This window comes from Candidatus Amarolinea dominans, from assembly GCA_016719785.1.
Classification (GTDB): domain Bacteria; phylum Chloroflexota; class Anaerolineae; order SSC4; family Amarolineaceae; genus Amarolinea; species Amarolinea dominans.
In genome coordinates, this window is record JADJYJ010000034.1 from 77,917 (window position 1) to 94,012 (window position 16,096).

General features: G+C 62.0%; 15 protein-coding genes. 6 read left to right on the forward strand and 9 right to left on the reverse strand.

Going from position 1 to position 16,096, the window contains the following annotated elements; genetic code table 11:
• Positions 1–67: 67 nt before the first annotated feature.
• From IPM84_26390 to IPM84_26405, 4 genes are read left to right on the forward strand one after another with little or no spacing between them, the layout of a single operon-like run.
• A complete protein-coding gene (locus IPM84_26390; protein MBK9096220.1) occupies positions 68–1,984 on the forward strand; it encodes a hypothetical protein in 1,917 nt (638 codons plus the stop codon).
• A 15-nt stretch (positions 1,985–1,999) separates the two neighbouring features.
• Positions 2,000–2,311, forward strand: a complete 312-nt coding sequence (locus tag IPM84_26395; GenBank protein MBK9096221.1) for a hypothetical protein — start codon at positions 2,000–2,002, stop codon at positions 2,309–2,311.
• 16 nt (positions 2,312–2,327) lie between these two features.
• Positions 2,328–3,380: an ATP-binding protein gene (locus IPM84_26400; protein ID MBK9096222.1), complete on the forward strand. Its 1,053-nt coding sequence runs from the start codon at positions 2,328–2,330 to the stop codon at positions 3,378–3,380.
• Positions 3,381–3,412: 32 nt separating this feature from the next.
• Positions 3,413–4,543, forward strand: coding sequence for a hypothetical protein (locus IPM84_26405; protein ID MBK9096223.1), 1,131 nt, complete (start codon positions 3,413–3,415; stop codon positions 4,541–4,543).
• On the opposite strand, the gene IPM84_26410 is transcribed toward IPM84_26405, so the two are convergent.
• Both IPM84_26410 and IPM84_26415 read right to left on the reverse strand, forming a co-directional pair.
• Complete coding sequence (locus tag IPM84_26410; GenBank protein ID MBK9096224.1) at positions 4,473–6,029, reverse strand: phosphotransferase; 1,557 nt, start codon at positions 6,027–6,029, stop codon at positions 4,473–4,475. The two genes, IPM84_26405 and IPM84_26410, sit on opposite strands and share 71 nt — an antisense overlap.
• A 63-nt stretch (positions 6,030–6,092) precedes the next feature.
• Positions 6,093–8,816 carry a GAF domain-containing protein gene (locus tag IPM84_26415; GenBank protein MBK9096225.1) on the reverse strand — a complete coding sequence of 908 codons (2,724 nt, stop codon included), beginning with the start codon at positions 8,814–8,816 and terminating at the stop codon, positions 6,093–6,095.
• Between the two features lie 10 nt (positions 8,817–8,826).
• Between IPM84_26415 and IPM84_26420 the strand changes: the two genes are divergently transcribed.
• The gene (locus tag IPM84_26420; GenBank protein MBK9096226.1) at positions 8,827–9,063 is read left to right on the forward strand and encodes a hypothetical protein; all 237 of its coding nucleotides are present in this window, start codon (positions 8,827–8,829) and stop codon (positions 9,061–9,063) included.
• A 92-nt stretch (positions 9,064–9,155) separates the two neighbouring features.
• On the opposite strand, the gene IPM84_26425 is transcribed toward IPM84_26420, so the two are convergent.
• The gene (locus IPM84_26425; protein ID MBK9096227.1) at positions 9,156–10,694 is read right to left on the reverse strand and encodes an AAA family ATPase; all 1,539 of its coding nucleotides are present in this window, start codon (positions 10,692–10,694) and stop codon (positions 9,156–9,158) included.
• Positions 10,695–10,903: 209 nt separating this feature from the next.
• On the opposite strand from IPM84_26425, the gene IPM84_26430 reads away from it, so the two are divergent.
• A complete protein-coding gene (locus IPM84_26430; protein ID MBK9096228.1) occupies positions 10,904–11,176 on the forward strand; it encodes a UPF0175 family protein in 273 nt (90 codons plus the stop codon).
• 65 nt (positions 11,177–11,241) lie between these two features.
• Here IPM84_26430 and IPM84_26435 read toward each other — a convergent pair whose 3' ends face one another.
• The 6 genes from IPM84_26435 to IPM84_26460 all read right to left on the reverse strand — a co-directional run bounded on the left by IPM84_26435 (position 11,242) and on the right by IPM84_26460 (position 16,033).
• On the reverse strand, positions 11,242–12,762 hold the full coding sequence (locus IPM84_26435; protein MBK9096229.1) for a hypothetical protein: 1,521 nt from the start codon (positions 12,760–12,762) through the stop codon (positions 11,242–11,244).
• Between the two features lie 27 nt (positions 12,763–12,789).
• Positions 12,790–13,269 carry an ACT domain-containing protein gene (locus IPM84_26440; GenBank protein ID MBK9096230.1) on the reverse strand — a complete coding sequence of 160 codons (480 nt, stop codon included), beginning with the start codon at positions 13,267–13,269 and terminating at the stop codon, positions 12,790–12,792.
• Positions 13,270–13,283: 14 nt separating this feature from the next.
• Positions 13,284–13,676: a response regulator gene (locus IPM84_26445; GenBank protein MBK9096231.1), complete on the reverse strand. Its 393-nt coding sequence runs from the start codon at positions 13,674–13,676 to the stop codon at positions 13,284–13,286.
• Positions 13,677–13,726: 50 nt separating this feature from the next.
• Positions 13,727–14,974, reverse strand: coding sequence for an NADH-quinone oxidoreductase subunit NuoF (gene nuoF / locus IPM84_26450; protein ID MBK9096232.1), 1,248 nt, complete (start codon positions 14,972–14,974; stop codon positions 13,727–13,729).
• A 41-nt stretch (positions 14,975–15,015) separates the two neighbouring features.
• Complete coding sequence (locus IPM84_26455) at positions 15,016–15,498, reverse strand: NAD(P)H-dependent oxidoreductase subunit E (protein MBK9096233.1); 483 nt, start codon at positions 15,496–15,498, stop codon at positions 15,016–15,018.
• Between the two features lie 115 nt (positions 15,499–15,613).
• A complete protein-coding gene (locus IPM84_26460; protein MBK9096234.1) occupies positions 15,614–16,033 on the reverse strand; it encodes a response regulator in 420 nt (139 codons plus the stop codon).
• Positions 16,034–16,096 lie beyond the last annotated feature (63 nt).

The following is a 16,096-nucleotide window of genomic DNA, read 5'->3' on the forward strand; positions in this document are numbered from 1 at the left end:
ATGGGGCAAGAATGATGAGGGAGACCCTGAGGGAGACCCTATTGGAGATCATGGAGGAGGGACAATCATGGCCTTGACGCCGCGCGCGTCCCTGCTCCGTTGCTACCGATGCGGTAACCCGGAGGTGATTGGCATCTGCCATGACTGCCGGCGGCCGGTCTGCCAGCAGCACAGCTACACCGTCTCACGACGGCTGGGGCAATGGCTTTTCCGTCGTTTTGCGGGCCTGGGTCTGGAAGGCACGCCCTGCGGCCCCGACCCGTTGACCTGCACGCATTGCCGGCGCAAGCTGTGGACAGCGGGCGCGTGGTTGATCCTGATCGGCAGCAGTCTGACTCTGCTTGCGCTATCCGGCCTGGGCCTGGGCCTGATTCTGACCCGCCTGTTCAAGCTGAGCACGTTTTTGACAACGCAGCGCTCCTGGCTGCTGGGCGTCACTGGCCTCGGCTTGATCTTGCTGATGGCCGGTTTTCTGCTTCGGGGGCGGCGCCCCTTCTTGCCGATTCTCTGGCGCCCTGGCGCCGGTCGCGTCGCGGAGAAGCTGAGTGGCGAGATCACCTTCGACGCACAGGCCCGGCTGCACACCACGGTCACGGCCAGCACAGGACGCCTGACCCTGCCCGGTCACCTGGCTGCCTCTGAGCGCCAGCGCGTGAAGGCGTACCGCAGTCGGTTTCGCATCTCTGCGACGGATGATCTGACCTTTCGCGGCGGCTTTGCCCTGCTCAAGGGGCGCTTCAGCGGCGACCTGAGCGGCCCCGCCACCAACGCCGAACGTCACGGGCATGTCCTGCGCCTGGAAGGGCAAGTGCAGGCGCAGCCATTTCTCAGCGACACCAATACCCGCGAGGCGACGCGCTGGGATGTCGTGGCCGACTACACCATCCCATCCGTGACTGAGCTGCCGGTGCGCCTGCTGCCACACCTTGTGGAGACGTTCAATGAGCGCACCCTGGCCCTGGAGCTGCAATGGGACGATCTGGAGGGTCTGAGCGAGGTGCAGGTGGATAACCTGCGCCTGGAGGCGCCAACCACCTGGGGCGCCATCAGTCACGCCAGCGATGGCGCGCTGACCCATGTGACGGAGGGCGCAGATGCCGGCGCCGTGCGCACGCTCAACTGGCACGCGCCGCCCCTTGATAGCCAGCAGCGGAAACTGCGGCGCCGTTTCTTCGAGGTGCAGTTGCAGCGGGGCGTTGATCCGGTCGGCGTGCTGCGCGGCCAGGTGACCATGAGTTGGAAGGGTGCAATCTCACGGCTGGAGGGTGTGAGTCTGTTCTTCCCGCTGGGCCGTCCCGACGCCCGCGGCGGACTCAAAGTGCAGAGCACGGTGGAGGCGAATTTCGCCTTGAGCCTGGCCGGTTTGCGCTACCAGGACGTGCGTCATGTGCCGGATGCAGCGCATCACCCTCGCGATCTGGACAAACACGATCTCAAGCAACTGAACGAGGTGCCGGCCGACCAAGAGCTGGTGACAGCGCTGACCGACGCCCTGCTGCACGCGGGCTACGAGGTGCAGCGGGTGGTCGAAGCGATACCGCAGGCCGACAGCCGCCGTGGTGTGCTGACGCGACTGTGGGATGTGACGGGCAGTAGCCATGACGGCGTCTGCGCGGTTGATTTTCACCTGGTGGTGAGCGGCGAATCGGGTAAGACGGCACCCAAGACCCAGATCCGGCTCATGGCGCGGGGGTTACACACCCACGAGGCCGGCGAACGTGCCGTCGAGCGCACCTGGAAGCGGCTGTACACGCTGCTGATGGAAACCCTGAATGCACGCGAGCCCAGGGCGTTGGTCATCACAGGTGCATCGCCCGACACATCGTCCCTGCGGGATCTCGACGACCAGTCTGGCATGGAAGAGATGATGGCCATGGTCCTGAGCCATTTTACTGATGACAGGCTTCTGACAGGCGGAAACGATGACCAACAAAGGCTGCTTGCGGCGCCAGATACGATCAATGACGAACCGCCGCCTGAATAGGCTACAGAGGCAGCGATGACACTCGAATGTGCTGTGTGCAATGCACCTGATGGCAAAGACGGCAAGGCCCTGGACGCCGTCTGTCATCATTGTGGCAAGCCACTGTGCCCGGAGCACCGCGTCCTGATCTTGGATGAGCAGTTCGCTAACCGGGGCGTGCCGGTGCCGCGCGCAGCCTATCACTGCTCAGCCTGCCGCCAGGCGCATCACCCGCGCAGTCACGTGCTGCGGCCGTCGCGCCCCGTGTCCGCCGGGCGCAGCCTGTGGCCGCGGCTGCGCAAACTACTGAAGCTGCCCTGGAAGCGCAAGGCCCGTCCCAAGCGTTGAAGTCGGAGTCACAACTATGTCCAATTCATCTTCATCTTCACCTTCATCACCGGCGCCGGCGCTGCGCTATCGCCCGACCTACCGTGCGGACGAACTGCGCCTGATTGGCAGCCTGGTCGAGCGCGGGGAATCGCTCGGCTTCGTCGGCATTGCCGGCATCGGCAAGTCGAACCTGGTCAACTCCCTGCGCGATGCTGGGCGGATGGCCGCCTACCTGGGCGCCGCGGCCAGCCGGGTGCATTTTGCCAGCGTGGATGCCACAACCTGGCAGAAAACGCCGTCGAGCCTGTGGACGTTGATGGCGGCCAGCCTGGAAGCGTTGACCCCACAGTGGCCGGCCCCGGCCGTGGATGGCGCGGCCATTCCCTTTGCCGAAGAAGAGCGCGCCCTGCAGCGTCTGCGTAACCGCCTGCGCGTGGTGTGCCAGGAACAGCAGCAGCAGGCGGTCTTTGTGCTGGATGACTTCGATGGTATTTTCGAGGCCGGCCCCTTGGCCATGTTGGAGCAACTGAACTCACTGCGCAGCGAAGGCAACCGCGGGCGCCTGAGCTACCTGGTGTTCAGCAAGCGCTTGCCCCATGTGCTGGGGCGTCAGCATAACCTGGAGACCGGCTGCAAATTCTACGATCTCTTCTGCCAGCACATCTACGCGCTGGAACCGTACACGGCCAGCGATGCCCAGCAGATGCTGACCTACCTGAACGACAAGGCCAACCGGCCACTGGTGCATAAGGACCTGGCCGTTATCGGGGGGCTGTCCGGCGGTCACAGCGGTCTGCTCAAGATCCTGTTCAACCTCTGGAGCCAGGAAGGTTGTCCGGCCAACGGGCGCGATGTCTATTTCGCCGGCAAGGCCGATGTGCAGCATGAGTGCGAACGGATCTTCGCCGGCCTACACGCGGCAGAGCGCAAGGCCGCGGTGCGGGTGGCCCAGGGCCGCGCCGCGGACCCGCAGGTCGTGGGGCACCTGGTGCGCCGCGGCCTGGTCAGCAGCAGCAGCCCGCCGACCTGGTTCAGCCCAGTCATGGCGCACTATCTGCGGACGCGCAGGACAACGGCACAAGGCTAACAAGGCTAACAAGGCTAACAAGGAGGTGAGGTATGGAGACTTATCAAATCATTCTGATTGTATTCGTACTCGTAGCGGGCGCGATTATCCTCTACTTGAAGCCTGGGCTGAAGTTCGTGCCGCAAGAGAAGCGCCTGGTCATCTATCGCGCCGGTCACTACCACGGCATCGCCGGGCCAGGTCCCGTTATTCTCTGGCGTCGTATTGACACTGAGGAGCGCACTATCAATGTGCGCGAGCAGCCCACAACGTACACGGTGGACAATCTTTTCATCTACGGTGTGCCGATAGCGCTGACGTTCTCGATCTGGTCGGCCTTCGATCCCGTACAAGCGGCGGGCGACGATCATGCTGGGCAGATGCGCCTGGTTGTTTTCAGCGAGTATGAGCGGCAATCGCAGGTCATCCTGGCCCTGCGCAACATCCTCGTGCAGGAACTTGGCGCCATCGAACAGACGTATCCACTGCCGGCGCAGGCGACCATGGGAGACAGAATTTTACCCATCATTCCCGGCTTACCCGTCTGCAACCGCATGCTGGAAAACCTGCGCAATCGCCTGCAGGCCGACATGCGCACGATCGGCTTTGTTCTCAACCCGACCCGACCGATCCTGATTACCGGCATCAAGCCGCCGGAGTCTGTCATGAAGGGCTTCGACCGCGAACGCGTCATGTCTTTTCTGCGGCCGCAATTTCCCAACCTGCCTGATGATGTGCTAGCGCAGTTGTACACGTCCATCGAGAAGCTCGATCTGCCTACTCTGCAGCGCTTCGTGGTGCAAAATGAGAGCGGCAACCTCAGCACGCGCATCGAGCAGCGCACAGCAAACGCGCAGGGAGGGCAAACGCGCATCACCATGCAGACACCCATGGCCGGCGACGCAGCCAATGTGGCCGCACAGCCGCCGGTCAACGCGACCCCGGCAGCGCCACGCCCCGCGCCTGCCCCCCCGCCCGCGACGGACGAACTCCGTCCCAGCGACCTGACAGTCCTATCAACGCCGGGCGGCGTGAGGGATCGGAGATCGGAGACCGGAGACCGGAGATCGGAGATCGGAGATCGGAGATCGGAGATCGGAGATTGGGTCGGGGCTAATGGTCGTCCAGCCACTGGCAGAGGCGGGCGGCGGAGAGCAGCGCCTGTTGGTGGTGATCGCGCATGAAATCGAAGCGCAGCAGGTTGAGGGTCGCCAGGAGCAGGCTGGCGTTGTACTCGGCCATGCTGTCACTGACGCCGTTGAGGCTGCCCGCCAGGCGGCGCAAATGCGCCAGCGTGTGCAATACTTTGGCCTGGGCATGGCCCGTGGGAATTCTGAGGTGGTCGAGCTGCGTCTGCTTGAGCAGCACGTCTTCCAGGTCACGAAAAGCGGTCAGGTCTACACAATTCGCCAGATTGAACTTGATGGCCGTCTCCAGGACCACCGCGTCACGCAGGATGTGGCTCCGACCGGTACGGTAGAAATCAATCAGCCAGGTGCGCCCATCCTCCGTGACCAGGATGTTGCGCTCGTTCAAGTCGCCGTGCGTGACGGTGCGTACGACATCGAAATCGAGCCGATTATCGCGCTTTTGGAGCCAGCGCCTGGGGTTGGGCAGCGCGCCTGCCACCGCGGGAAAGGTCAGTTGCTCACTCTCCGGATCAATACCCAACTCCTGCATGCCCTGCCAGACCGCATCCCATTCGATGCGCAACCCTTCCCGGTACGTCTCCACCAGATCGCGCCGCTGGCGCGGCGTCCCCCGATTATCATACCAGCGATTACACGTCACCTTGAACAGGTTGTCCAGCGCATGCCGAATCTGCTCGAGCGCATGACGCTTGTAGAAGCGGGCAAAGTCGTTCTCCGGATTCAACTCGGCGCCGATGAACTGGTAGCGGATGACGCCCATGGCCCGGCCCAACGCACAAACGAGTTGCACGCCGGCATGGGGCGCCACAAAGTGCTCGATATGCTGTTGAAAATTCGCATGTTCCCGGCGGATCTTGTCCTTCTTACCGAACTTGACCACCACCGACACCCCGGCCTGACTGTCAAAAAAGGGCTGCACGTGCAAAACGCCGGCGCCACTCTGCCCCGCCGGCAATTTTCGGATGGCAAGTCGCGTGGCGTCTGGCAGCGCGCGGCGCAGCAGGTCGTACAGTTCCGCGTCCAGGGCCTCAGCCGGCTCGCGCTGCGCCCAGGTCAAGCGTTCCCAGAGATAGCTCAGGCCGCCATCATCCCCTTCGACTTCGATCTCGACGTCGTGATCCAGGTGATTCTGCGCCAGGGCATCCAGCACCGCGTGCAGCAGCGCGTCGGCGTCGAATGAGCGTTTTTCCAGGAAATCCACCACGTGGAACTCTCGAAAGCCGGCGCGCAGGCGTTCCGTGCTGGGATACGCGCTGAGCACAACCAGGCGCACAGTGTCGGTGAGGTCATGGCTGCGCAGCATTTGCATGAACTGCGCGCCCTGGTCATCCCTGGCATCGCCCAGCACCAGGCTCCAATCCACAACGGCCACGTTGAAGTAACAGGTCTGGAGTAGGGTCTCAGCCTGCGCCAGGGTCGCGGCGGTGTGCATCGCCGCCGCGATCGGCTGCAGAGTCTCGATGACGTTCTGCTGCCAGAGCGGGTCATCTTCCAGAATCAAGACATGCGCATCGGCCATGATGATTTACCTCCAAGAATATGCGTAACCTGTGGCGCCCATGGCGCAAGCCGGCGGCTTGCGTTACCGGAAAGCCGGCAATCTGATGATACAGGTCGTGCCTGCTCCCGCCCGCGATTCCAGATCCACGGTGCCGCCGCACTTTTGGATGAACTGACGACAGGTAAACAGGCCGCGGCCGCGAATCTGGCCTATTTCGATCTTGGTAGTGTAGAACAGCTCGAACACGCGACCAAGCACTTCATCCGGTATGCCGGGGCCGTTGTCAGTAATGCGCAGTTCCACCGCCGTCTCGCCGCTCCACTGCAGGTAGACGTGCAGGCGACCGCGGCCCCCCATCACCTGGCCCTGCATCGCGTCGCAGGCATTGTCAATCACCGATTGCATGGCATCCAACAGCAGCGGCCGGCTGCCGTTGACCCAGACAGCTGCCGCCGGGAGATCAAGGTCAAGCTCGATGGTTGCACTCTTGACTTGACAGCAGAGTTCCTCGATGATTTTGCACAGGTCGAGCAACTCGCTGGTGGCGTGTTCCATCTGGACAACCATGTTCAATGGCTCCAGGAGCCCAATCAGGGTCTGTGCCCGGTATTCGATATTCTGCAGCGAATCCGCCGCAGACACCGGGAGATTTCCCTGCTGGCGAATCTGCCTGATATGGTGCGGAATATCCCCCACGGCATTGCCCAGTCGGTGCGCCACAGCATGGATCAGGTCGTAGTAATCGCGCTCGCGCACGGCCTGGAGCTGCTGCTTGGTCGCCTGCAGGTCCTGATACTGCTGCGCGTTGTCAATGGCGAGCGCGGCCTGCGCGGCAAAGGCCTGCAAGTGGTCTTCGATCGCTGGATCAAAACGCGCGACCGCCGTCGTGTACAGGTTGATCGCACCCAGGACGGCGTCGCGGCTGAGCAACGGCATACTCAGCAGCCCATGCAGCCCGCGCTGCACCACCACCGGATGGGGCCGCGCGTGCGGCGCGGTTTGCACGTCGGGTTCATGCTGCACCTGGCGGGAGGTCACAGCCTGACCGGTGACGCTGTCCGTGTCCAGGCGCTGGCTGCGGTAGGTAACATCGGGAATGGTGGATTGCAGAATGATCAACGACTTTTCGTGCGGCAAGTACCTCCAGATAGTGGCGTCCTGCGCGCCGAACAGGCGTTGCACCTGAACAATCACCTGGCTTAGCACCTTGTCCAGGTCCAGCGTTGAGCTGACCACTAGGCTGACATCTTGCAACTGCCTCAGCTCTTCCACCTGGCGCGCCAGCGCCTGGTCGGTGCGGTGCAGAAGTTGGCCGTTGTAAACCGCAATCGCAACCTGGTCGGCAAACCCCACCAGGTTGCGCCGATCCTCCGCGCTGATGAACTCCTTCTGTCTGGCATGAAAACCGATTTCCAGGGCGCCCAATGGGCTGCCCGCGGCGGTCAAGCGCATGAACGCGCGCAGGTAGGCGTGCAGACCAAATTGCTCGGTGATGGTTGGATTCAGCCCCCGATCGTCCGGGTGAACGATAATCGGCTGCGGCTCCTGCAAACAGCGCACCGCGGGGTGCTGACCACGGCGGTCGAAGCGCGCCAAGGGTAGCCAGTCCGAGGACCAGGGGCGCCCCACGCCCGCCTCCATGACAAGCAGGGTGTTGCTGGGGTCCAGCAGATAGAGGTTGGCAAAATCACAGCCCAGGGCGCTGCAAACCGCCCGCAAAACCCGCTCGTAGGTGGGACGCAGGCTCTCGGTCGAAAGCACGGCCTGGCCGATCTCTTGATAGGCCGCGCGCACCGTCACGCTCTCGATGGCCCCGGCCGCATGGCGCAAGAAGCGCAGCAGGTCTGGCAGTTCGGGCGGCAGCCCATGCCGATCATGGCTGGCCTGATAGTTCTCGATGCTCACTACGCCGATTGGATGCAGTTCAGGCACCAGCGCCGCCACCAGGCGGACCTGATCGTCGGCACTGCGGCGCAGGGCGTAATCGCCAAAATGAAACGTGCGCGCCTCGACCGAGCTGGCGGTCGGATCGCTCAAGTTGATCCTGTCCGCGACGAGCGATGCATCGAGCGAGTGACCCATCAGGCGCAGTTCGTTTTGTCCCAGATCCGCGCGGTAGACATGCACCCTGGACAGACCAAAGCCCAACTCCATACCCTGCACGAGCGCCGCATACGCTTCCTTCAGATCGTCCACCGCATAGATGGACTGAATGATGGCTTCCAGCAGATCGGCGCGTGCCTGAGGCTGCGGATCGGCCCGCAGATGCCAAGCCAGGTATTCAATTGCCTCGCGCCAGCGCCCGGTCATGCGCAGGACATGCCCGACCTGCGCCGGCTGAAAGCGGTTCTTCAATCCCTTCTGATAGATCTCGTTCTTGAAGCGATAGGCGCCCCGCTGAATCTTCAGCGCACCGCAGAGCTGCAGACGGTCAGCGCCGGTACGCGTGATCGGCTGGCGCGCATGTCGCTGCGGCAGATCGCCGCGCTCGATGATGTCGAGCAGGTCCAGCAAAGTGTCCGGGTCTTCTTCGATCAGTTGGATCGCCTCGCGGATGGGGGACTGGGCCTCGTCCGTGCGCCACACACGTTCGACCGCACGGGCAACCACGGAGGCAGTGACCTGTGGCTGTTGATAGCCGCGCACCGCCTCTGCACACCAGGCGCACAACTGTGGCAGCAGGTAGCAGTCGCCGCTCGCCCATTCCAGTAATTTGTCCAGGGCATGATCCGAGGCATGCGCCCCGTACGCGGTCAGGGCGGCGGTCGCCAGCTCCCGGCTCTGCGCGTCGGTCAGGGATGGCACAAGGATCGGCTTGGCGATATTGAAAGGCGATGTGGGACCGGTTGACAATCCCACCAGGTTCAGCCAGGCTGGCGAAGAACGTCAGCTCATCGTCCGAGCGCGCCTGCCACAAGTCCACGTAGATGCCCTCGGCCAGACCGCCGGTGGACACCTCATGCAGCACGTCGTGCAGCAGGCGAGTCTTCTCGTGCCGCGGCGGGCCAAGCAGGACCACGTAATCCAGGCTGCGTATGCGCGCCAGGATTGACTGGATCAGATGGTTGTGGCGGATGCGCACCCGTTTGAAGGAGGCGTTGCCGTCATAGGGTATCAACGAGAAATGGGGATCAACGGGCATGGTTACAGCCCCTCGCGCTGGAGTTTGCGAAGCAAGAAATGGGGATCATATTTCTCCGTCAGCACACGTGGGAACACGGGGGTAGCAAAACGATACTCACGGCCGCTGGCGGCAAAAGTGCCGGCCATTTCCAGGTTGCGGCAGGCCTGTTCAATGTCGAGCACCCGCGTATTCACCTGGCACTGCGTCAGCGCGGCATCTATGGCTTCCAGGTCGAAGGTGCGCTCGCCCCCATACTCGGCCATGATGGCAAAGGCAATCACTTTTTCAAGATGTGTGGTGTTGTCCATGAAGGTACCCAGCACGAAGGTGCGAAAGTCTTCGTTGGCATACACATCGGTCAGGTAGGCCGGCGTCAACACCCGGCTGTTCTCCTGATCGAGGCGCTCAACCAGCGCCTGGCAGTAGAACTGAATCAGGTTGGGCTGCCCGGCGGTCTCGTCATAGACCCGATTGACAATTTCGCTGCGCTGTTCGAAACGGACACGCAGCTTTTCCAGCGGGCCGGTGATCATTTCGCCCGCCTGCTCGCGGCTCATTTCCCGGAGCCGGATGTCTTTGGCGAAGTTGTAGAGAGGGGAGTCGAGGCTGTTGCCCGCACGCATGAGATCACGGAAACCGGCGATGATGTAGCGACAGTGCTCCAGGTTGCTGGAGGCGCGCAGGGCGTGGAGCAGCGCGCCATCGGTGTAGTGCCAGGCCAGGAGTGGATCGAATTCGTCGAGCAGAAAGGTCAAGCGACCGCCAAAACGACGCGACATGCGTTGCAGAAAATCAGGGAAGAAGATCGGGAATTGCCGATTATCCAGGCGCGCCAGTTCTGGTGGGTGCAGCTTGCGCACGACTTCGCGGACGAAATCGTGCGGCGAGGCGATCGCGCTGCAGTCCATGACGATGATGCGCTGCTGCGCCCGCTCATCGTCGCTCTCCTGCGCGTCGGCGCGCAGGCGGCGTTCGATCTCGCGCAGGAGCGAGGTTTTGCCGATGCGGCGAATGCCCATGATGGCGAAGTTGCTGGTGCTGCCCTGCAGGATGCGGCGCAGCTCCAGGTCGCGGCCAAAAAAGCGCGAACCGCTGACCGGTTTGCTCGTTTCGTAGGGCGTCAGGAGGCTGAGGGCCATCTGCTGGCTGAGGCGGTCGAGCAGTTCGCCGGTGGGGCGGCGCGATTCACGCACGGCAACCTGATCGGCGCGATCCAGCAGCAAGATGGGCGCCAGGTTGCGCTTGAAGGCGGCGCGCAGGCCCTGGCCGTCGCCGTCCACAAGCAGGATGGGGTTGCGTTCGGCCAGGTTACGCAGACGGATCAGTTCAGCAAGGCTTTGCGCCAGTTCGCGTTCAGGCAGTGCGGTCAAGTCATGGCCGCGCACCCAAATGACCGGTGAACGATCAGAGAAGCGCAGCTTCCACGCGGCAAAATCTACGAGGTAGAGGTGAAAACCGAGCACTTCCTCGTGCAGCCGGACGCGATAATCGAGCGTTTCGTCCAGGAAGTGCAGGAATCCGGGCATTTCCTGGCGCCAGGAGTGTTTGGTGTCGGCCATACGCGTAACTTTCCAGGCTGGCAGGGACAACGTACTGAACAACGTATGCATGAAGCATACACGAAACTGGCCCTGCCGTCAAACGGGAATCGCGTGAATGCAGGCCAGCACAACTTGGAAACAGTCTGGTTTGCCCTGGTATTCTTTCAGGCTTATAATCGTGTCAGGCGAAATTACTGACTCAATGCAGACGAATGGAGGGATCGGTGATTCATACCCTGACGATCGAGTATCCACCCGAAGTATTGTGGGCTTTACAGCAGGAACCTCAAGAGTTCGAGACCGATGCACGTTTTTTCCTCGCCCTGAAACTTTATGAAATTGGCCGACTAAGCACGGGCCTGGCCGCCAGATTGGCCGGGCTACCACGTTCAGCTTTCATTGTTATGATGGGCCGGTATGGACTGTCCCCTTTTGGCGAATATCCTGAGGAACTGGAGAGCGATCTTGTCACTGCCCGCCGCGCCAGTCATTCTCAATAACACATGTCATCGTGACGCGCTATCCTGTCGTCGTGCCGATTGCGGCTGGGTGAAGCCGGCGGTGCCTACAAATCGCTGACGGGCAGACGGAAGGTGAAGATAGTGCCCTGTCCAGGCGTTGACTGAAAGCTGATGTCGCCGCCGGCCTGTTCGACGATCTGCTTGCAGATCGCCAGCCCCAGGCCGGTGCCCAGCCGTGTCAGGGACTTGGCATTGTCGGCCCGGTAGAACTCACCGAAGATGTGCGGCTGCGCTTCCGGCGGGATGCCGATGCCGGTGTCGGCCACCTCGGCCAGCAGATGCCCATCCGTGGCCTGCAGGCTGATGCGCACATGGCCACCCGCCGGTGTGTATTTGATGGCGTTACTGATCAGATTGGTCCACAGGCTCTTCACCTGACCAGGGTTGGCAGTCAGCGCCGGCAGATCAGGCGCCACCGTGGCTTCGAGGCTGACCTGTGCATCCTGGGCCTGGCCGCGGAAGGCATCGAGCACCGTGTTCAAGACCTCTTCCGTTTTGACCAACTCAACCCGGCTGCGCGCCCGCTCGCGCACACGCCCCAACTCCAACAGGTCGGCAATCAGCGCCAATTGCTCCAGAGCGCGGGCTTCGGCGCGCTCCAGGATCGCGCGCTGCTGCTCCAGCGGCACATAACCTTCCAGGATCAGCTTGAGATAGCTCTGAATGGCGGCCACCGGTGCGCGCAACTCATGGGTGACCAGTAAGGTGAATTGCGTGCGCGCGGCCTCGGCCTGTTCCAAACGCAGGTTCAACTCGGTCAGTTCAAGCGCATGGGCTTCGAGCGTCTGATTGGCCTGACTCAAGCGGTCGTTGAGCTGTGTCAACTGGTCGCGCTGTGCCTTGCATTCGGCATTGGCGCGCCGCAGTTGGCTATTCAATTCTTTCATGCGCTCGGAACGGGTCATGCACTGCTGATTGCTGGCGCGCAGCTCGCGGTCACGCTGGCGCAGGTGCTGCACGATGCTGGAAATCAGGAAGGCCTGGAAGAAAGCGGTTGACATCAGGCCAAAGACCTTGGCGATCAGGAAGGTGTCGCGCTGATGAAAGCCCTCGTCAATCAGCCCGGTCAGGTGAAAATGGGGCAGCAGTCCGAAGTATTCGCCGGCGGTGAGGCCGGCATAGAGCAGGCTGCTCAGGGCGGCGAACCCATAGGCATCGGTCTGGGTCAGCAGCGCGCTGGCCAGCCCCACCAGGACCAGGTAGTAGAGGTAGAAGGGATTTTCCGCGCCGCCGGCCAGGTGCAGCAGCCAGGTGACGCACAGCATGTCGAGCGCGATTTGCAGCCTGACCAGCCAGGTGGCGCGGCGCACCTCGTCGTCGCTGCGCGTCGTTTGCAGAAAGTAGCGCCGGTAGCCCCAGATGAGCAAATTGTAGAAGGCCAGGACGCCTGCCGCCGCCGCCAGCCGCCAGACAGGCAGCACGCCGGGCAGGCGCAGATGGCTGATGGCGATGATGAGCAAGGTCGCGCCGACGGCGATCCAGCGCAAGCTTACCAGCCAATCAATGCGGTCGCCAAGCTCCTGGCGAAATGACGTAAACAAGGTTGTAACCCGCGATGCAGACACGGCAATTCCTCCGGCGGTAGCGGGGAGTTAGCCCGGCACGTCAAAATGACGCTGAATGGCTGCCAGCGCGTCCGGCAGGTGCGCCTCCGAGATGATGCAGGTCACGGTCGAAATGGAGGTGCTGATGGCCTCGATATTGATACCGGCCTGCGCCAGCGCCTGAAACATCGTGGCTGCAATGCCCGGACGTTCCCGAAAATCGGGGCCAAAGATGGCGATGCTGGCGGCCCGGCCGTCATGCACGATGCTGCGCGCCCGCACCTCGCGCGTGGCCGCCTCGACCACGCGCAGCGCCGCGGATAGATCATCGCGCTCGATGCACAAAACAAAGTGGTCCTGCTGGTTGAGATCAATACACTGGATAATGAATTCAACGTTGATGTGAGCGTTTCCAAGCGCGCCCAGAATCATCGCAGCCATACCCGGCCGATCCGGCAGCCCGATGACGCTGATACGGGCTAAGGTTGAGTTCTTGAGGATGCCACCGATGCGCGTTTTGATATTCATGCGGACCTCGTTTGTCAGGCGGGTACCGACACGACGGTGAGCAGATCATCCACCTTCGTGCGTAGTTCCCGTGGGTTCACCGGCTTGGACAAGAAAGCGTCAATGTGGATATAGTCCGACAAGGGAAACAGCGCGGCATAGTCCGTGTTGGCAATGGATGTCACCATGATGATTGGCACATGGCGGAGTTCAGGATCATCAGCCATACGCTGACTCATCGTCAGACCGTCGAGCACAGTAGACATGATCACATCCAGGATGACCAGGTCGGGCTGCTCGCGTGCCAACTGACGCATGCCATCCGCACTGGAGCTGGCGCTCACCACCGTGTGTCCATCCACCGTCAGCACGGTACGCATCACCTCCACAAAATCGGGGTCATCATCTACAACCAGAATTTTCGCCATACCAATCTCCTCGCTCAACCCAAGAGGGGTCAATGTGCGCCCGGCCGCGGTCAGTTGACCTGCATGTGGGCGCGAAACTCGCCATCGAAATGATGAAGCAGGGCGTTGACGGGGTTCGCCATGCCGGCGCCCAGCGGGCAAAACGTGATGCCATTGATGCCCCGCACCAGCCACTGCAAGTTCTGCAGATCATCTGCGGTCGCGGTATGTTGCGTGAAACGGGTGAGGGTTTCCAACAGCCGATAACCGCCGAGCCTGCAGGGCACGCAACTGCCGCATGATTCGTGGGCAAAGAAGGCGACGGTGCGCCGCGCCACCTCAACCATGTTGGTGGTGTCATCCATGACGACGATACCGCCGGTGCCGAGCTGCGTGCCGATGGCTTCCAGGCCCTCGAACGACATGGGGACATCGAGCTGCGCGGGCAGCACCAGGTTGGTTGAAACCCCGCCCGGAATCACGGCCTTGATCGTGTGTCCGTGGCGGACCCCGCCCGCGTAGTCATCAATGATCGTGCGCAACGGGGTGCCCAACGGAAGCTCATACACGCCGGGGCGATTGACATGGCCGCTGACACAGAAAATCTTGGGGCCGGTGCTCTTCTCTGTGCCGATGGCCGCGTACCATTCGGGACCGTTCAGAACGATGTGCGGCACATTCACCAACGTTTCCACATTCTGCACCACCGTGGGCTGACCCCACAGGCCAGCCTGCACCGGGTAGGGCGGTTTCAGGCGCGGTTCGCCCCGCTTGCCTTCCAGCGACTCGATCATGGCCGTCTCTTCACCGCAGATGTAGGCGCCAGCGCCGCGGTGTACAGAAATGTCCAGGCTGAAGCCGCTGTTCAGGATATTCTTGCCCAGCAGGCCGTACTGATAGGCATCAGCAATCGCCTTGATCCAACGTTTGACGCCCAGGAAAAATTCACCCCGGATATAGACAAAGGCCCGCTGCGCCTGGATGGCATAGGCCGCGATGATCACGCCTTCGATGATCTGATGCGGATCCCGTTCAACAATGGCACGATCCTTGAAGGTGCCAGGCTCGCCCTCGTCGGTATTGACGGCCAGGTAACGCGTCACGCCTGCCCCTTTGGGCACAAAACTCCACTTCAGCCCGGTGGGAAAACCGGCGCCGCCGCGCCCGCGCAGGCGCGCACGCTTGACCAGATCAATGACATCATCGGGAGCCAGCGTCAGCGCCTTGCGCACAGACTGATAACCACCATGATCGAAGTAGGTGGTGATCTTCTCCGAGTTGGGCAGATGAATGTTGCGAGTCAAAATCGGTTGCCACATGGCAGGTCTCTCCCATTTCCGGCGACCAGGACGTCGCCGCGTCAGTTCTCGCCCAAGCGCTCCAACAGCGCATCGAGGCTGGTTGGCGTCAGGTTTTCATAGAGCGCATCGTTGACGCGCAGCGCAGGCGCGGTTCCACACGAGGCCAGGCATTGCACCCGCTCAAGGGTGACCCGCCCATCCGCGCTGGTCTCTCCTGGCCGGATGCCGAGTTTGCCACCGATGTAATCCGCTACCTTGTCCGCACCATCACGCAGGTAGCAGGAGAGGCCGTCACACACCTGGATGACAAAGCGACCGCTGGGCTGCGTGCGAAACAGGCTGTAAAACGTGGCCGTGGAAAAAACATGGCCCAGGGGCAGGTCAAGGCGGCTGGCAACCTCCTCGATGGCTTCCGGGGTCAGATAACCGTGCCGCTCCTGGGCCAGGTAGAGCGCCGTCAGGAGCATGGACTGGCGCACAGGATCGGTCAGGCGGGCGCCGTGGCCGGCGATCTCCGTTCGAGAGGTAGTCGCCATGGGCATTGCCGCAGATTTGGGCGTGACAGGCATCATCAGAATCACCTCTTCACCATACTTCACAGGCCAGCAACCTGTGTACAGGCGCACGATTGTACGCGCCGGCCTCCGTCATGGCCCGTCAAGAGACAGGCTGACCGCGACCGAAGGCATGCAGGCGCTGGCGGAGCAAGCGCTCGACATTTTCCAACACAATCGCAGGCTCGATCGGTTTCGACAGGAAGGCATCAATGGCGTTAGCCGGGACATCGGCCAGCAGCGCGTGCGCGGGTTCGCGCAACACCGCTGAAACAAGCAGTAGGGGCACGGCATCGAGACGGGCATCTTGCCGGATCTGCTGCACCAGGCTCAATCCCTGGAAGGCATAGGACATCATGGCATCCAGGATGATGAGATCAGGGCGCTCACTCTCCACGGCGGCCGCGCCTTCGCGCGCGTTGCCGGCGCAACGTACACGATAGCCATGCGATTCCAGAATGATGCGGAGGTACTCCCGGAAATCGCTGTCATCGTCAATCACAAGAATCTGTGGAGACGCCATGGCAATCTCTTTGCTTTCAGTTTGTAGCGACGACTTTAGTCGTTTTCGCGGCCATGCAGCGAC